General features: G+C 50.2%; 16 protein-coding genes. 8 read left to right on the top strand and 8 right to left on the bottom strand.

The features are described from left to right. The first annotated feature begins 193 nt into the window (after positions 1-193). Positions 194-529, top strand: a complete 336-nt coding sequence (locus HY879_23685; GenBank protein MBI5606346.1) for a phasin family protein — start codon at positions 194-196, stop codon at positions 527-529. A 2-nt stretch (positions 530-531) separates the two neighbouring features. Here HY879_23685 and HY879_23690 read toward each other — a convergent pair whose 3' ends face one another. Beyond that, positions 532-1,320 carry an enoyl-CoA hydratase/isomerase family protein gene (locus tag HY879_23690; GenBank protein ID MBI5606347.1) on the bottom strand — a complete coding sequence of 263 codons (789 nt, stop codon included), beginning with the start codon at positions 1,318-1,320 and terminating at the stop codon, positions 532-534. 411 nt (positions 1,321-1,731) lie between these two features. Between HY879_23690 and HY879_23695 the strand changes: the two genes are divergently transcribed. Next, positions 1,732-2,727 (top strand): methyltransferase, encoded by a 996-nt coding sequence (locus HY879_23695; GenBank protein MBI5606348.1) that lies wholly within the window; start codon positions 1,732-1,734, stop codon positions 2,725-2,727. A gap of 43 nt (positions 2,728-2,770) precedes the next feature. Beyond that, positions 2,771-4,645: a GNAT family N-acetyltransferase gene (locus tag HY879_23700; GenBank protein MBI5606349.1), complete on the top strand. Its 1,875-nt coding sequence runs from the start codon at positions 2,771-2,773 to the stop codon at positions 4,643-4,645. A gap of 302 nt (positions 4,646-4,947) precedes the next feature. Here HY879_23700 and HY879_23705 read toward each other — a convergent pair whose 3' ends face one another. The 4 genes from HY879_23705 to HY879_23720 form a co-directional block, all read right to left on the bottom strand. Further along, positions 4,948-5,676: a metal-dependent transcriptional regulator gene (locus tag HY879_23705; GenBank protein MBI5606350.1), complete on the bottom strand. Its 729-nt coding sequence runs from the start codon at positions 5,674-5,676 to the stop codon at positions 4,948-4,950. 207 nt (positions 5,677-5,883) lie between these two features. Beyond that, positions 5,884-7,773 (bottom strand): ferrous iron transport protein B, encoded by a 1,890-nt coding sequence (gene feoB / locus HY879_23710; protein MBI5606351.1) that lies wholly within the window; start codon positions 7,771-7,773, stop codon positions 5,884-5,886. Between the two features lie 80 nt (positions 7,774-7,853). Beyond that, on the bottom strand, positions 7,854-8,303 hold the full coding sequence (locus tag HY879_23715) for a transcriptional repressor (protein ID MBI5606352.1): 450 nt from the start codon (positions 8,301-8,303) through the stop codon (positions 7,854-7,856). Positions 8,304-8,526: 223 nt separating this feature from the next. Then, on the bottom strand, positions 8,527-9,060 hold the full coding sequence (locus tag HY879_23720; protein ID MBI5606353.1) for a YceI family protein: 534 nt from the start codon (positions 9,058-9,060) through the stop codon (positions 8,527-8,529). A 177-nt stretch (positions 9,061-9,237) separates the two neighbouring features. Here HY879_23720 and HY879_23725 point away from each other — a divergent pair, with 177 nt between their 5' ends. The 4 genes from HY879_23725 to HY879_23740 all read left to right on the top strand — a co-directional run bounded on the left by HY879_23725 (position 9,238) and on the right by HY879_23740 (position 12,529). Next, positions 9,238-10,305, top strand: a complete 1,068-nt coding sequence (locus HY879_23725; protein MBI5606354.1) for a glucose-1-phosphate thymidylyltransferase — start codon at positions 9,238-9,240, stop codon at positions 10,303-10,305. 123 nt (positions 10,306-10,428) lie between these two features. Then, positions 10,429-11,466, top strand: a complete 1,038-nt coding sequence (gene rfbB, locus HY879_23730; protein MBI5606355.1) for a dTDP-glucose 4,6-dehydratase — start codon at positions 10,429-10,431, stop codon at positions 11,464-11,466. Beyond that, positions 11,463-12,335, top strand: coding sequence for a dTDP-4-dehydrorhamnose reductase (gene rfbD / locus HY879_23735; protein ID MBI5606356.1), 873 nt, complete (start codon positions 11,463-11,465; stop codon positions 12,333-12,335). Before rfbB ends, rfbD begins: the two co-directional genes overlap by 4 nt. A 41-nt stretch (positions 12,336-12,376) precedes the next feature. Then, positions 12,377-12,529: a hypothetical protein gene (locus HY879_23740; GenBank protein MBI5606357.1), complete on the top strand. Its 153-nt coding sequence runs from the start codon at positions 12,377-12,379 to the stop codon at positions 12,527-12,529. A gap of 280 nt (positions 12,530-12,809) precedes the next feature. On the opposite strand, the gene HY879_23745 is transcribed toward HY879_23740, so the two are convergent. Then, a complete protein-coding gene (locus HY879_23745; protein MBI5606358.1) occupies positions 12,810-14,255 on the bottom strand; it encodes a CCA tRNA nucleotidyltransferase in 1,446 nt (481 codons plus the stop codon). Positions 14,256-14,394: 139 nt separating this feature from the next. Between HY879_23745 and HY879_23750 the strand changes: the two genes are divergently transcribed. Further along, positions 14,395-15,738, top strand: coding sequence for a B12-binding domain-containing radical SAM protein (locus HY879_23750; protein ID MBI5606359.1), 1,344 nt, complete (start codon positions 14,395-14,397; stop codon positions 15,736-15,738). 68 nt (positions 15,739-15,806) lie between these two features. Here HY879_23750 and HY879_23755 read toward each other — a convergent pair whose 3' ends face one another. Together HY879_23755 and HY879_23760 are read right to left on the bottom strand one after the other, a co-directional pair. Further along, on the bottom strand, positions 15,807-15,917 hold the full coding sequence (locus tag HY879_23755; GenBank protein ID MBI5606360.1) for a BrnA antitoxin family protein: 111 nt from the start codon (positions 15,915-15,917) through the stop codon (positions 15,807-15,809). A 47-nt stretch (positions 15,918-15,964) separates the two neighbouring features. Beyond that, positions 15,965-17,486 (bottom strand): AMP-binding protein (locus tag HY879_23760; GenBank protein ID MBI5606361.1); only part of this gene is annotated, 1,522 nt, incomplete at its 5' end.

Here is a 17,486-nt window from a genome sequence, read left to right on the forward strand (position 1 = left end):
ATTTTTTTCTGGGTTCTGGGGTCTGGGGTCTGGGGCATGGGGTCTGGGGTCAGGGGTCAGTTAGAGAAAAAAGTCTCAAGTTGCAAGTTGCAAGTATAAAAACCTTGAACCTTAAACCTTGTACCTTGAACCGATTTTTTTCATGATCCGTAACCCCCGCGGGGCATGAGAGCTGAATAAGGAGGAACTCGTTATGTTTGAATTCATCCGAAAAACCCTTCTGGCGGGCATAGGGGCCGCCGTTGTGACCAAAGAAAAGGTTGAATCATTAACCAAGAAGTGGGTTGATGACGGAAAAATCTCCAGAGAGGAGGCCGAAAAACTTTCCAACGAACTGGTTGAGAGCGGCCAAAAGCAATGGGACGATCTTCAATCAAAGATCTCGGAAACCATAAGGAAGGGCCTGGAGGGCCTGAATCTCGTCACCAGAACGGATCTGGAGGCCCTTTCCCGGCAAATGGAAGAGATAGAGAAAAGGCTTGCGGCACTTGATGGAAAAGATATTTCCGCCCGGCCTGAACATCCTTAACCTTACTTACCTTTGAACACCGGTTTTCTTTTTTCCAGAAAGGCCTGGGCCGCCTCCAGGTGATCTTCGGTCACGGCCAATAACGCCATCTGGGACGAGACATAATCCAGATGGTTTTTTAAGGAATTGGTTTGGGCCTGATAGACCGCCCGTTTCATCATCTTGACGGCCAGGGGCGGATTACGGATAATCCTTTCCATAAAGGCCAGGGCTTCGGTCATCAATTGCTCCTGAGGGACCAGTCTGTTGATGATACCCAATTGAAAGGCCTGTTCGGCCGATATCAAATCTCCGGTCAATAAGAGCTCCAGGGCCTTCCCCATCCCCACGATCCGGGGCAGGAAATAGGCGTCTCCATCCCCGGCGATTAAACCCAATTTGATAAAGGATTCGGCAAACCGCGCCCGATCGGAGCAGACCCGAATGTCCGACATCAAGGCCAGACCCATCCCGGCTCCGGTAGCGTCACCATTGATAGCGGCAATAAGCGGTTTATCCAGATCCTCAATCAGTAAAATAACCCGATGGATTCCTTCCCAGAGAAAGCGTTTCATATCCCAGGCCCGGAGTTTGCCTTCGGCCATGGCCCGCACGTCTCCGCCGGCACAAAATGCATCCCCTTTCCCGGTCAGGATAATCCCTTTAACCGAATCATCATCCCGGGCTTCAATAATAAATTTATGCAATAGGTCGATCATTTCCGCGCTGAAGGCATTTTTTACCTCCGGTCGGTTGAATGAAATAACGGCGATAGCCTTTTCCACTTGATAAAGCACATGCGGTTCGTTCACGGGAGGCCTCCTTTTTATTTGAAATTCTGGAATCCAGGGGCCAGGAGCCAGAATTCAGCAGGATACTGACTTAAGGGCTATGTTTTTGGTTATAGAATAATCGGCGGCCAAGGTCAATCTTTTGTACGTTGGCAAAAATTTATTGAGGTTTTGGGGGGCCTATTGTATCCTTTAGTTCGAAAATAGAAAAATTTGGGCTATAGGCACGAGGCTATAGGCTATAGGCAAATAAAAACCCATAAAACCGTTTGATCTTGCCCATCGCCCATAGCCCCTAAAAAATATTTTCATGATTCGTGCTGCCCCGCTTCAGACGGGCATGAAGGCTTAGTTTAAAGATGCAAATTCGGTTTTCATACCTCGTGGTGCCCCAGAAAGGCTTGAGGCATTAATACAGAAAGGATTAAGGATATGACGGATGAAGGATGGAATCCCGGGAAACTTTTGGGGATATCGGGCAATTACTGGATGTCTTGCGCACTCCAGGCCGGAGTGAAACTGGATATTTTTACCATCGTCGGCAATCAGATGCTCACCGGCCAGGAGATCGCTCAAAAAATAAATGGGGATCAAAGGGGCCTTACCATGCTCCTTAACGCCCTGGCGGCCATGAACCTGTTGGTCAAAAAAGCGGAGTCCTATGCCAACATCCCGAGCGGCTATGCCTTTTTGTCCAAAGAATCGCCTCAATATATAGGCCATATCATCAGGCACCATCATCACTTGATGGAGTCCTGGGCCCAGTTGGATAAAGGGGTCCTATCCGGGAAACCGGTCCGGACCCGGGCGTCTTTTGATAACCCGGAGGTTCGGGAAAGCTTCCTCATGGGCATGTTCAACATGGCCATGCAGATAGGCCCGCGAATTGCCGAGGCAGTCGATCTGTCCAACAGGAGGCACCTTTTGGATTTGGGCGGAGGTCCGGGGACTTATGCCATTCATTTTTGTTTGAAAAACCCCGACCTCAGGGCCACGGTTTATGATCTGTCCTCCACCCGCCCCTTTGCCGAAAAAACCATCGCCCGGTTCGGCCTGACCGATCGGGTCACCTTTCAGGAGGGGAACTACACGGAAGAAGATATCCGGGGCACTTTCGATGTGGTCTGGCTTTCTCAAATCCTTCATGCCGAGGGACCAGATGAAGCCCAAAAAATTATCCAAAAGGCCGTCTCGATCCTTGAGCCAGACGGCCTGATTCTGATCCATGATTTCCTGTTAAATAATCATCTGGACGGCCCCCTCTTTCCGGCCCTTTTTTCCCTGAATATGCTTTTGGGCACAGCCCACGGCCAGTCCTATTCGGAACTTCAGATTACGGAAATGCTGGCCAAGGCCGGGATCAGGGAAATCCATCGTCTGCCTTTGCAAACACCCAACGATTCGGGAGTAATCCAGGGGAAAGTCTAACGGATTTATATTACTCAGACAAGGATCAACAGGAAAAATGGATATGGATTCAAAAAAGCGAACCACGGTAGAAGAGGCCCTGGAGCGCATAAAAAAAGGGAGCCGGATTTTTATCGGCTGCGGCTGCGGCGAACCCCAGTTCCTGGTGAAAAACCTGGTGGCCCAGGCGGACCGCATGTATGATGTGGAAATCCTCCATGTCCTTTCTGCCCGGGATCCGGGATATACCGCTTCGACCCTGGGAGGGCATTTTCGAGTTCAAACTTTTTTTATGGCCAGCCGGGGGGCCCGCGAAGCCGTTTGGGAAGGCCGGGCTGAATATACCCCCATCTTTATCTCAGATATACCCCGCTTGTTCAACGACCGGCGAATAGAAATCGATTACGCCCTGATCCAGGTTTCCCCTCCGGATAAAAATGGTTACATGAGTTTAGGGGTAGCCGTTGACGTCACCAAAGAGGCCATTGAAGCAGCCGGAACGGTCATTGCCCAGGTCAATCCGGCCATGCCGGTCACCCTGGGAGAAAGTTTTATCCATCTTGATGAAGTGGATGCCTTAATCGAACACGAAGAACCCCTGTTGGAAGTGGCCCGACCGCATTTTAGCGAAACCGACCTGACTGTCGGGAGAAATATCGCCCGATTGATAGAGGATGGTTCTACCATCCATACCGGATTAGGTCACTTGCCGGCCGCCGCCTTACAATGCCTTAAGGATAAAAAGGACCTGGGGATCCATACTGACATGTTGACAGACGGCTATCTGGACCTGATCCGTTCCGGGGCGGTCACCAATCGGGAAAAAGAAATCAACCGCAAAAAGGTAATAGCCTCCTATTGTCTGGGGACCCGGGAGCTTTTTGATTTTGTCCATCTTAATTCTTTTGTGGAATTCCATCCTATTTCCTACACCAATAATCCCACGGTGATCAGTCAGCACCAGAAGATGATCACCATCCATGAGGCCCTGGAGGTGGATTTGACGGGGCTGGTCTGCACTTCTGCCCATCCTGACAAGGTCTATTCCGGAATCGGCGGATTGATTGATTTTATGCGCGGCACCTGGCAGGCCAAAAAAGGGAAATTTATCATTGCCCTTCGCTCAACGACTCGTAACGGGCAATGTTCCTGTATCGTCCCTACCCTCCCTTCGGGCTCGGGTATAATCGCCAGCCGGGCAGCCGTGGGTTATGTGGTGACCGAATTCGGGTCGGTGAACCTGCACGCCAAATCCTTTAAGGATCGGGCCTTGGCCTTGATCGAAATCGCCCATCCCAAATTTCGTCAGGAATTTTTAAACCTGGCCAGGGATCAGGGCTTGTTGTCTCATGGAGAACCCATTACCTATCTGACCCAGGCCATTTATCCCCAGGAATTAGAGAAAAAAATAGCCTTTGACAGTCAAACCCTCTTATTCCGTCCGGCCAAACCAAGCGATGTCCGAATCATCCAGGAATTTTTTTACAGTCTCAGCGACCGGGATATTTATTACCGTTTTCTCCGTTCCATGAAGGCCTTTCCCAGGGAAGAAATGGCTGCCATGGCGGATATTGACTATCACTTCCGGATGACCATCTTGTGTCTGACCGGAGAAGTCGGCTTCGAAAAGATGATCGCCATTGCCCGCTATATCGCCGAGCCGGGCAAGGATCTGGTGGAGGTGGATGTGGCCGTAGCCGAGGGGTATCGGCGGATGGGAATCGGTAAGGACTTGCTGGAATATATTTGTGAGATTGCCAAGGGGAAAGGCTTTAAAGGGATCAGCGCCTATGTGGATGCGGACAACCCCAAGACTATCCATCTGCTGAAAAAATTAGGCTATAATATGCGGGCCACCCTGGACCATGGGGTTTATGAAATCGAGATCCTTTTTGAAGAGAAGTCCGCCGAACCTTCCTTTGTGGTTACTTATGCCTGATGCGAGCTTTCAGCCCTCAGCTTTTAGCTTTCAGAAAAACCTTTACCCATAGTTGATGCGTTCGTAAAAAGCTATGAAACGCCGCTTTGCGGCGCTGTATCAGAAACTAACTTAGCAATAAAAAAGCTAAGTTAGTTGGAAGTCCAAAAGAGCCGATTTACGTCATTCCCGTGAAACGGGTCCCGCCTTTGGCGGGATTAATTAGTTACATATAACCTGGATTCCCGCCTTCGCGGGAATGACGAGTTTTTACGAGACCATCATAGTTGGCAAAATGCTGCTTGCTGAAGGCTGACCGCTAATTACACCGCCTTGACAAAAATCTCCCGGCCGATACTTTCATCCAGGGCAATGGAGGTCTCCCCGATCTGGATAACATACGAGGGGCGGCGCTGTTTGAGTTGGATGATGATGCCGGGGATTACCCCGAAAGAGCTCAAAGGCTCCAGCCGGTCCTTGACCCGTGTTGAAATAAAGACCACTCGGCCTTCCTGGCCTAAAGCCAAATCATTCAAAGGCCTGATCAAGGGTTTCATTTCCCCGGTCAATTTTTTGCAGCAAGGACCCTGGGGGATGGGCTTCCCATGGGGGCAAACCGGCGGGTGGCCCAAAAAAGAACAGACGCTGTCGGTCACTGCCGGGCTTAAGACATGTTCCAACTTACAGGCTTCTTCTTCGGCTTCTTCTTCCGACATCTCAAAGAGTTCCATCAACAAGCGTTCGGTTAAGCGGTGACGCCGAACGATCCCTTCCGCCAGGGATTCTCCCTTTTCCTTAAATTTCAGGATATCCCCTTCCATTTCAAAAAGCCCTTGCCCCATCATCTGATTCAAAACCGCCCGGGCTTCCGGATCAGTCGTATTTTGAAGCAGGCTATTAAGATCGGTGACCCCTTTTTCCCGGAGGATCCAGATCAATTCCAACAGTTCGTCAATACTTTCCTCTCGGGTTCGAACCTCCCGTCCGCCATACCAACGATGGCCTTGATGCTGCTCAGGTGTTCCATTTAAACGGTCAGGATTGGATGTCATGGTTTCTCCCTTTCTTAAAAAGACTTTTGAAAAAGGCCACGGTCCGGGAATTTTTAGGAAAACTGAAGCCGCAATTAGGACAACAGACCAGGTTACACTTCCGGCTTAAGGGGCAGGCCGAAGGGCAGGAACTCCCGTCCATAATGAATTGGTGCCCGCATAGGGAACATTGGATAGTTTGATCTTTTTCCAATGGTTACGACTCTCTCAAAGGGTGATCGAAAATGTCTTTAATCCCCAATCCACCACCCCGCCCATAAGCAGGGCGATAAAAATGACCACTCCGGAAATGATCAGGGCCATCTTCCAGCCACGCTCTTTTATGATAACAAAAAAATTGGCGATACAGGGAACAAAAAGGGTAATGGTCACCAGGGCCACCAAAACCTGATTAGGGGTCAGAAGGCCTTTTTGGGCCATGGCGAAAAAACCGGCCGCCCCATAATCCCGCCGTAAGAAACCGATAATGAAAGAAGAAGTGGATTCGGCCGGTAAGCCCAGCCAGGAAACGACCAGCGGCCTGGCCCACAACTCTAAAGAAGCCATGGCGCCGCTTTTATCCAGAACAAACAGGACCAGGGTGCCTAAAATAAAAAGGGGGACCGCTTCCTGAAGATACCATTCGATACGGGAAAGGGTCTTTATCAGGATGTTCTTCATTTGGGGCCAGCGCAGGGGCGGGAGTTCCAGGATAAAGCTGGCACTTTCTCCGGGGATCAACTTGCCGGCCAGGAAACCCACCAGGAGGATCACCCCGGCGATGATCGCCGCCCAGGAAATAACGATCCAGGGAGAGAAGCCGGACAACATGCCGAAGATTACCGCCAACTGGGCTGAACAGGGGACCCCCAGGGCCAGGAGAAGGGTAACAATGATCTTATCCTTGCGGGTCTCCAGGATGCGGGTGGTCATAGTGGCCATGGTATCGCACCCCAGTCCTAAAATCATCGGCAGGACAGCCTTCCCGTTCAACCCCATGATTTTAAAGATCCGGTTGCTCATCACCGCCAGGCGGGGCAGATACCCGGAATCTTCCATGAAACCGAAGATGAGAAAAAAGAATCCGACTATGGGCAGGATCAAGGCCAGGGCATAGGTCAGGGCCATGGTGAAGATCCCGTAAGGACCGACCAGGAGCTCCTGGACTATTCCAAAAGGAATGACCGCCTTGACCAGCCGGATTAAAAAGGGATTGATATATCCCCCGAAGACGGTTTCTTCCATAAAACCCACAGCCAGATCGGCCCCCAGGACCCCGATAAATTCATAAGACAGAAACAAGGCCAATAGCATCCAGACAAACCCGATAAAGCGGTGGGTGGACCATTCCCCCAAACGCCGGCCCCACCCTTGAACGGAAACCCGTTCTCCGGATTGGATTCGGAGCAGCAGTTGGTCTATCTTCTCCAGGCGCTCGATGTTGATCCGGTAGCTTAATGATTCCGGATAGGCCTTTCGGTATTGAGAGCAGATGGCCTCAATCTGTTCCATCTCCGGGGTCTTCAGCCTTTCTTCCAGCCAGGGCCTGAGGGTCTCATCCCCGGCCAAAAGCATCAGGGCCAGAGACCTGCCGCTGATCGGGGCCGGTGGCAGCAGAGGCAACAAAGAGGCGATCCCCCCTTCAATGGCCTCGGAATATTGGAAAGAGAAGGTGGATTTCGGACAATCCTTCAGGGCCGGGAAAAGGTGCTCCAGCCCCTTTTTCCGGGTAGCTACCGCAGCAACGACCGGCAGGCCGAAGACCTCCTTAATGGCCTTCAGGTTGATCTCTATCCCCCGGCTCTTGGCTTCGTCCATCATATTGAGGATCAAAATCACCGGCAGACCCATTTCGATCAACTGAAGGGCGATCAATAGACCGCGGCGCAGGTTTTTGGCGTCCAGAACATTGATCACCCGATAATCCGTTTCGGACAAGAGGATATCCCGGGTAACCTTCTCATCTTCCGAATTGGGGATGAGATTATTGACCCCCGGAGTATCCAGTATCGTAAAAGGGAAGGCGTTATCCTTAGCCGCCCCGGAGGATACTTCAACGGTCGTACCGGGATAGTTGGAAACTACCCGATAGGTCCCGGTCAAGTAATTAAAGATCACACTCTTCCCCACATTGGGGTTTCCAACCAGGATTACCTTAGTGGGACCGATAGGTTTTGAGTTCGTGGAAGCAGAAGCCGTCATTTCGTTTTCGAATTCTTTCCGGTATGTTTGGAGCAATCCAGGCAATACCCATACAACTCCAGGATATGATGGGTAATCCTGAATCCCTGTTCCCGGGCCACCACCTCCTGGAGGGTTTCAATAGCCTTGTTCTCAAATTCCATAATCCGACCGCATCCCAGGCAAATAAGGTGGTCGTGATGCTGACCAAGCCGGGCCGGCTCAAAAGTAGACACCTGGCGGTTGAATTTCCTCTCCACCGCCAGACCACACTGGGTCAGAAGTTTCAGGGTCCGATAAATGGTGGTCAGCCCTACCCTCTTGTCTATTTTCCGGACCTGGGTCAGGAGTTCTTCAGCCGAGGCGTGTCCCTTCTGGGACAAAAAAGCATCCACCACCCGCTCCCGCTGGCTGGACTGACGTAACCCCTGGGTTTTAATAAACTGTTTTAAAACGGATCGTTCCATAATAGTAAATTATTAATGAAAATGATTTTCATTTTCATTATAACCATTGAGCAAACGATGTCAATCTTTTTTAGGAATTATTTTTGCAGCTTTCGGATTGATCTTTTTTGGTGGGACTCTCTTTTAGTACCAAGCCACATGCCCGTGGCGGGCACCACGAAGCATAAAAATGGTTTTGCTTTAAAATTCCGAAATCCGAAATCCGAAATCCGCACTCGGACTGCTATCCCTGAACCAAGTCAGCTTCAACTTCCAGTTTGAGGTCCAGGTGATTCCCAGCCACCAGTCCACCGTTTTCCATGGTGAAATTCCAACTCACACCATAGTCCTGACGATTGATACGGGTGGAGGCCGAAAAGCCGATACTGACATCTTCGTCGAAGGGGCTCTTTACCCGTCCGAGATATTCTACGTCCAGGATAACCGGCCGGGTAGTTTCGCGAATGGTCAATTCTCCCTTAACCTTGAAATAATTGACGGCTACCGGTTCGACCTGGCTGCTTTTAAAAAGGATGGTCGGGAATTTTTCCACATCCAGAAAGTCCGGGCTCCGAAGATGTTCGTCCCGCTTGGGGATACCGGTATAAATGCCGGCGGCATCGATGGTGACCTCCACCGAACCGAGACTCGGGTCTTCCGGATCGAATTCCATGGTCCCGGCAACCTTGTTGAATTGGCCCCGCACCAGGGTGATCATGAAGTGACGGACTGAAAATGCTGCTACGGTATGATCCGGATCAATGTTCCATTTGGCCATTTTACCCCTCCCCAAGAAAAAGTTTTGACCTGACAGGATAAACAGTATTTAAAAATTGCCCTTGATTTCAAAAACTTGTAATAATAGTAAGATCGGAAATGGCCTGAGTCAAGGGGCTTGACTTTCCAGCCTAATACCAGTATAAACAGTCAAAATAGTTAAAGAAGGAAGGGTAGTATGAAGGCTTTGGTATTATCCGGAGGGAAAGGGACCCGCCTTAGGCCGATCACCCACACCATGGCCAAGCAATTGGTTCCAGTGGCCAACGAACCCATTTTGGGGTATGTCTTCCAGCACCTCATGGAAGCCGGGATTAAAGAGGTTGGAGTGGTGGTCGCTCCTGAGACCCAGGACGCTGTCAGGCAATTTTTAAAAAATGGGAACCGGTGGGAGCTTTCGATCCAATATATCCTCCAGGATCAACCGCTGGGCCTGGCCCATGCGGTTAAAACCGCCCAGCCTTTTTTAGGGAATTCCCCTTTTGTCATGTATCTGGGAGACAACCTTCTGGCTGAAGGGATCAAGGACTATCGGGAACAATTTTTCAAAGAGAATCTCGATGCCTTTTTATTTTTAAAAGAAGTGGAAAACCCCAAGGCCTTTGGGGTGGCGGTTCTGAATAAAAAGGGTCATATCACCCGCCTGATCGAAAAACCCGAAAACCCTCCTTCCAATCTGGCTTTAGTAGGGGTCTATTTTTTTTCCCCCAGGATCCACCAAGCCATCGCCCGAATAAAGCCTTCGGCCCGGGGTGAGTTGGAGATCACCGATGCCATCCAGGAGTTAATGAACATGAAGGGCCTGGTCAAAGGCCATATCCTGGAAGGGTGGTGGCTGGATACCGGGAAGAAAGATGATTTCCTGGCGGCCAATACCACCGTCCTGGATGATTACATTAAACGGGACATTTGCGGAAAATGCGATGCCAAGAGCCAGATCATCGGCCGGGTTCGCCTGGGTAAGAAAGCCAAAGTGATCGGCAGTATTATTCGAGGGCCGGTCGTAATCGGGGAAGGGGCCCAGATCATCCATTCTTTTATCGGGCCCTATACGACCATCGGGCCCTATAGCCGGGTGATCCATTCCGTGATCGAACATTCGGTCTTGATGAACCATTGTCATGTCGAAAATATTGCCCGTCTCGAAGACAGCCTGATCGGCCGGGAAGCAAAAGTCATCCAGGGGGAAAATCATTCCAAGGCCCTTCGATTGATGATCGGAGATAATGCGGTTGTCGAAGTGTGAAAAAACAAAAGTTCGGAGTTCGGAGTTCGGAGTTTTAGGCGTAGATTCTTACTCCGAACTAATCACTCCGAACTGAAAACTATTTTCCTGACAAAAGAAAAGCCAATCAAAGTTGGAACAAATATGTCAAAAACTATATTAATTACCGGCGGTCTGGGATTTATCGGCTCCAATTTTATCCGGCTATTTTTAAAAGCCCATCCCTCTTGTCATATAATCAATCTGGATAAGCTGACCTATTCGGCTAACCCTGAAAATCTCATGGACCTCTCATCCAATCCGCAGTACCATTTTATCCAGGGAGACATAATGGATGAGGCCTTACTTCATCAAATTGGCCGGGATTTTCCCATCCAGGCCGTGGTCCATTTTGCCGCCGAGTCCCATGTGGATCGCTCCATATCAGGATCGAGAGAGTTCATTCAGACCAATGTCCTGGGTACCCATACTTTATTGGAAGTTTTTAAACGATATTGGGACGACACCCTGGGTAAAGATCCTTCGTTCCGTTTCCTTAATATTTCCACCGATGAAGTCTATGGCACTCTCGGGTTGGAAGGTCATTTTACCGAACAAACCGCCTTTAAACCCAACTCCCCCTATTCAGCCAGTAAGGCCGGGGCCGATCTCCTGGTGCGGGCCTATTTTGAGACCTATGGCTTTCCCATTCTTATTGTCCGCCCCTCGAACAATTACGGTCCTTATCAGTTTCCTGAAAAATTCATTCCCTTAATGATCACCAATCTTTTGGAGGACCGGCCCATTCCGGTCTACGGCCGCGGAGAAAATATTCGTGACTGGCTTTTTGTGGAAGATGCCTGTCAGGCCATTGATCAGGTTCTTTTCAAGGGAAGGCCCGGAGAAGCCTATAACATCGGGGGTGAATCCGAAAGGTCGAATATTGAAGTGGCCCGCCAGGTCCTTTCCTTTTTAAAAAAAGGAGAGGAATTTCTTCAATTCGTCACCGACCGTCCCGGGCATGATTTACGCTATGCCTTGAGCAACGCCAAAATCAAAAAAGAGATTGGCTGGCACCCGACGGTAAACTTTTCGGAAGGCCTTACTCGGACTATTCAATGGTATCAGGACCAAGGGCAGTGGTGGAAGCCCCTCAAAGAAAGACTTCAAGAGGAAAGTAAGGGCTTCTGGAGCAAGTCATGAAGATCCTGGTCACCGGTTATCCTGGTTTATTGTCCGCCGACCTGGTCCCCATTCTCCGGGCGGACCATGAGGTGATCCCCCTGTCCATTCAGGACCTGGATATCACCAGGAAAGAAGAGGTCTTCAAAAAGATAGAAACCATTCAGCCGGAATTGGTAATCAACTGTGCCGGCTATACGGCGGTGGATCAGGCGGAAAAGGATTGGAAAGGGGCCTTTAAGGTCAATGCCCTGGGGGTCCATTACCTGGCCCTGGCCTGCCGGAAATTTAACGTCATCCTCTGTCATATAAGCACCGATTATGTTTTTGACGGCCAGGCCAAGCGGCCTTACCAGCCCTGGGACCAGCCCAATCCGATCAGTGTTTACGGGTCCACCAAGCGGGCCGGAGAATTCTTTGTGGAGCGACTGCTTACTCGATATTATATCATCCGCTCCAGTTCCTTGTATGGAAAGCATGGTCTTAATTTTGTCCAGACGATTATTAACAAAGCCGAACAAGATGGTCCGTTGACTATTGTATCGGATCAAATGATGTCCCCCACCTGGAGCGTCAACCTCTCCCGGGGGATTTTGAAATTGATCCGGTCAGGAAATTATGGGGTTTATCATCTTACGGATCAGACCGAAGGGGGAATCAGTTGGTATGATTTCGGCAAGGCTGTCTTGAAAGCCAAGGGATTGAATAAGGAGATACTTCCTTTGACCTGCCTGGAACTGAACAGACCGGCCCCCAGGCCGGCTTATTCCGTCCTGGACATCCGCTATCTCACCTTAGCGACAGGATACGAGCCTCTTAACTGTCAGGAAGCCCTGGAGCAATTCTTGGCCGGCCAGGAATTGCTTGACAGGGGGAGCAAAAACCCATAATTTCAATTTTCATGCTTTATGCCGCCCCCAACAGAGGCTGAATGTTTCATATGGAAGCCCAAAATCAAAAAAATAAACCGGATACCGCCCAAGATTGGCTGGTTATTTCTATTTTCTTCTGGGTCCTTTTTGTGTTGATCGTTACCATCGGATATATGGTCGACCCCCATTATATACCCCCTATCCAACCGTAGGGGCTCACTCCTAATAGTCTAAGTATTTAATAACCTCCCAGCCGGTATTTTATCCAGTATTAAGCCCTCATGCCACGCTTAGGGCGTGGCACCACGAAAGCATGGAAATGGAGTCAGGGGTCAGGGATTGGGGGTTAAGGAAAAACATAAAACTGACTCCGAACTTTATTTTCCAGAGGGTACCATGAAGCGTAACAATTGGAATAAAAAGGGCTTATAGGCAATAGGATTTCACCGATCCCTGACCCCCGAACCCCGATCCCCGAAGTTTATTTTCTGACTAAATTCCCACTCTCCTTCTTACCCATTCCAGGGCCTCTTCCCTGGACTTTACCACACCATCCCATTGCTCCTCCTCTACTTCAGACAAAAGGGTTTTAAAAATCGGGCCGGGAGTCAAACCCAATTCAATCAGATCCTTTCCTGATATAAGGGGGAGGGTATTTGCCAGAGGACGGAGCCATTCATCCCGGATAAAAATCGCCTTACGCCATAGATCGATTAAACGGTCTTCCAGATCCTCAGGTTTCTCCTTACCCTGGGCCGCCAGACTATCGGCCAGGGCTAATAAAAAATGACAGCTTAACTCGTCTGCCCCTTCCCGGACCAAACGATTCAAGGCTCGACGGCCTAAATGCCCCATTCGATCTTCTTGAACCAGAAAAAGGGGACGCATATGCCAGCCAATCATCTTTTCAATAAATTCTTTTTCCCGATTACTGAGACGATACCGTTCGGCAACGAAACTGAAAAGCGTCTGAGAGGCTTCGGGATGACCATAAAAAGTCTTAAATCCCTCCTTTTCATTACCTGTTGCAGCCTTCCCCAGGTCGTGAAAAAGGGCTGCCCATTTTAGCCAGGCCCGTTTCCTGTCCGGCTTAAGGGTGGAAACCATTTCCCCATCAAGGTCTTTCGGGAGAGGAATAAGCCGTTGAATCAATTTTTCCAGACATTGAAAAGTCAGCAGACTGTGTTGAAAAACGTCCAGGTGGTGGTATCGATCCTGTCGGATCCCTTTCAAACGGTCCAGTTCCGGGAAAAGGATGGTGAGCAGACCCGCTTCCTCCATTTCTTTAATCGAAACGAAGCTATCATCCAGAGCGAGTAATAATTGCCATTCATAATGGATCCGTTCCGGAGCGCTTCGAGTCAGAGTAAGTGCCCATCTTTTAATAGCCTGTCTTGTTTCAGAATGAATCGTTAAGCCTAATTGGGCCGATAAACGAAAGGCCCGCAACATCCGTAAGGGGTCTTGCTGAAAACAATCCGGGGAAGTCATGCGCAAAACCCTTTTGTGCAAATCTTCAATCCCTTTTAAGGGATCACAAGGGACCCATTCCCCCGGGGCAAAGGCCTGGGCCAGGGAAAGAGCGATGGCATTGACAGTAAAATCCCGGCCTTTTAAATCCGCTTCCAGGTCAGGGCCACGAAATTTGCAGAAATCAAAGGTCTGACCGTTGGTGACCACCCGGGCCGTTTCCCCTTCCTCCCGAAGCAAAATAAAAGTCCCGCCGGTCCGAGCGGCAAAGATCCGGGCCGCCTTCAGGGCCTCCCTGGACAAGGCCAGGTCTACATCCTGGGTTTCCCGCCCCAGCAGCCAATCCCGGACCACTCCACCGACCAGGAAAATATCCGCTCCCACCTCTTCCGCAATTTCAAGAAGCATCTTAAAAAAAGGCCGACCGGTCACCCTGCAGAGCAGCTTTTTTATTTGATCTGATTCCATGGTTTCAGGTATAGATAAATCAGGTATAAGGTACAAGGCTCAAGGTGCAAGGTAAACGGTACTCACCAAGAGGCCAAAATAATGTAAAATCCCCTTGGGCCTTGTGCCCTGCGCCTTGAGCCCTGCGCCTAATACGAATATGTCATCCGCCCCTCACATCCTATTGATCAATCCTTATATCCAGGACTTTACCGCCTTTGATCTCTGGGCCAAACCCCTGGGATTACTTTATCTGGCCGGAACCTTGCGGGCCAACGGCTACCAGGTACACCTCATGGACTGCCTGGATATCCATTTTAAAGGAACCGAAACCCTGTCTCCTCCTCCGGTCCGCAAGGCCTATGGGACCGGAAAATATTTCCGCCAGCGCCTTTCCAAACCTTCGGTCCTGCAAAACATCCCCAGATACTATTACCGTTACGGGGTCCCGCCCCATCTTTTTTTGGCTGCCCTGAAAGAACTTCCCAGACCTCGAGCCGTTTTGATCACCTCCTCGATGACCTATTGGTACGGGGGGATTATCGAGACTGTAAAATTGGTCCGATCCGTCTTCCCCGAATCCCCGATTATCCTGGGTGGTATCTATGCCACCTTGATGCCCGAGCACGCCCGAAAGATAATAGACCCTGATTATCTTATCACCGGTCCGGGAGAAGGGGCAATTTTAAAATTACTGGCTTCTCTTACCGGAATTGCGCCTCAAGTCACGCCGGACCCCGATGTTCCGGACAGCTATCCTTTCCCGGCCTATGATTTGTATTCCTCCCTGGACTATATTGGTCTTTTAACTTCCCGGGGATGTCCTTTTGCCTGTCCCTATTGCGCCTCCGGACTCCTGCAACCCCAATTCTCTCAACGTTCCGTGGAAGGTGTGATGGATGAGATCGTATACTGGCATCAGGCCAAAGGGATTTTGGATTTTGCCTTTTATGATGATGCCCTGTTGATCGGATTTGAGAATCATCTGGGGCCTATCCTGGAGACCTTGCTCAGGAAGGACATTTCCGTGCGCTTTCATACCCCCAATGCCCTTCATGTCCGTGAGATCACGCTGGAAAGGGCCGGTCTCCTTTTTAAAGCCGGTTTCAAAACGGTGCGTTTGGGCCTGGAAACAACCAACTGGGAGCGGCAAAAGGCCTGGGGGGGTAAGATGAATCAGGCCGATCTGGATCAGGCTATAATTGCCTTGAAAAAAGCCGGATTTGGAAATAATCAGATTGAGGTCTATCTTTTGATCGGGCTTCCGGGTCAGACCTTGAAAGAAATTAAGCAGACGATTCAGGAGGTAAAAACGTTGGGGCTCCGTCCCAGACTGGCCGAATACTCGCCCTTGCCCAAAACGGCCCTATGGGATGAAGCCTGCCGTGTTTCCCGATTCTCCTTAGCCGAAGAACCCCTGTTCCACAATAATTCCTTATGGCCTTGTCTTAACCCATTTTCCTGGGAAACGGTTCAAAATTTAAAAGACCTGGTTCGAGCATAATAGAAATTACGGCAATCGATAAATTTTATTCTCTGCGATCTTTGTGTCTCTGTGGTGAAAACAGTTTTTCAGGCGGACTCTTCTTTGAACGCCTTAAGCACGGCATTCATTTTTGACTGGTATCCCGCCCCCTGCGCTTTGAACCATTCCAAGACATCACGGTCCACCCGTAAAGAGATTGAGGTCTTTAAGGTTTATTCCATTTCAGTACCTCAGGCACCGGGGCCTAATACATTTCACGAATAAGATCCTTGAAGCGCTCATTGACATATTTTCGCTTCAGCTTCATGGTGGCCGTCAACTCCGGGTCGTCACTGGTCAGTTCGATATCGATGGGGCGGAAATCTTTCAGGGTTTCCACCTGGGCCAGGGTCTTGTTGACCTTGTTGACCTCTTTTTGAATGAGGTCCCGTATGTCTTCATTATGACAGAGGCTTTTATAAGTCGTAAAGGGGATCCGGTTGTCCTGGGCATACTGGGTGACATTTTCCTTGTCGATCATAATCAGGGCCGTCAGGTATTTACGGCCGTCTCCGATGACCACGGCATCGTTGATATAGGGGCTGAATTTCAGCTTGTTTTCAATGAATTGCGGGGTGACATTTTTACCGCCGGAGGTAATGATAATGTCCTTCTTCCGATCGGTGATGACCAGATTGCCCTCTTCATCGAACCGGCCGACGTCTCCGGAATGGAGCCATCCATCAATAACCGTTTCCCGGGTTAAATCCGGTGCCTTCAGGTAACCTTGAAATACATGAAGTCCCCGGACCAGGATCTCTCCGTCTTCGGCAATCCGGACTTCAGTTTCCGGAATGGGTTTTCCGACCGTTCCCAGCTTGACATCCTCCCCCTGATGAATGGAAGTTGGACCGGTGCCCTCGGTCTGCCCGTAAACCTCCCGGATGAACAATCCCACGGAGTGAAAAAATTTTAGGATCTCGGGGGAAATAGGCGCCCCGCCGGAGATCATATATCTGGCCCGCTCCAGACCTAAGAGGCGTTTAAGATTCCGGAACACCAGGAAGTGGGCCAGGGCGTATTGGATCTTGAGAAAAGCTGGCCAGGGCTGGTGATCCAATTTAAGGCCCGAGGCCTTCTGCCCCATAAGGACCGCCCAGGCAAAAGCCTTTTTTTCCAACCAGGTGCATTCCTGCATCTGGAGGATGATCTGGGAATAAAATTTCTCCCAGATCCGGGGCACGGCAAAAAAGGAATGAGGGGAGATCTCCCGTAAATCCTCGGGAACCGTCTCCAGGTTTTCGGCGAAGTTGATGACATAGCCGTTGGTCATGGCCGCAAAGGTCGTACTGTTTCTTTCGGCCACATGGCAAAGGGGGAGGTAGGACAGGATTTCATCCCCTTCATAAGCCGTGTTGGTCTTCACCAGGGCCCGGTTGGTCCAGGTGACGTTCTGGTGGGAGATCATCGCCCCCTTGGGAGGGCCGGTTGTACCGGAGGTATAGACGATTAAAGCCGTATCTTCCGGCTGCACCTGGGGCCAAAGTTGATCGAACCGCTCCGGGTTTTTCCGGCATTCTGCTTCCCCCAGGACCAGGAAATCCTCAAAACTCATAACCATGGGGTCCTTGAGATTGCGGAGCCCCTCCATATCATAGACGATCACCTTCTCTAAAAGGGGGAGCTGGGCCCTGGCCAGAAGCACCTTGTCGATCTGTTCTTCATCTTCGACAAAAAATACCCTGGATTCGGAATGATTGAGGATGTAGGCAATCTCCTCCGAGGAA

The organism is Deltaproteobacteria bacterium, from assembly GCA_016219225.1.
Classification (GTDB): Bacteria; Desulfobacterota; RBG-13-43-22; order RBG-13-43-22; family RBG-13-43-22; genus RBG-13-43-22.